This is a genomic window from Pseudomonas sp. SIMBA_068, assembly GCF_046534705.1.
GTDB classification, from domain to species: domain Bacteria; phylum Pseudomonadota; class Gammaproteobacteria; order Pseudomonadales; family Pseudomonadaceae; genus Aquipseudomonas; species Aquipseudomonas putida.
In genome coordinates this window covers 1-271 of the sequence record NZ_JAWRYI010000525.1, presented here as the reverse complement: position 1 = coordinate 271, position 271 = coordinate 1, and the positions used below count along the sequence as shown (strand labels likewise).

The 271-nt window shown below is 68.6% G+C and carries 1 protein-coding gene; it reads left to right on the top strand.

Translation table 11 applies throughout. The features are described from left to right. Window positions 1-30 precede the first annotated feature (30 nt). Window positions 31-271, top strand: a 241-nt coding sequence (locus tag SB756_RS30235) for a malonate decarboxylase subunit alpha (RefSeq protein WP_410913255.1), incomplete at its 3' end; no start/stop codon positions are given.

Genomic DNA, 271 nt, shown 5'->3' with positions numbered 1-271 from the left:
ACCCCACGACAGCGAACCCGTGGAGTCACCATGACAACAACGAAGAATCCACCGCCGCAATGGTCGCGGAGGCGCGCCGAGAAGCAGCGCCGCCTCGACCGGGCCCGCCACCTCGCCGACGGCGTGGTGCTGCCCACCGACCGTATCGTCGCGGCCCTGGAGCTGTTGCTCGCCCCCGGAGACCGGGTGGTACTGGAAGGCAACAACCAGAAGCAGGCCGATTTCCTCTCGCGCTCACTGGCCAAGGTGGACCCAGCGCGCCTGCACGACC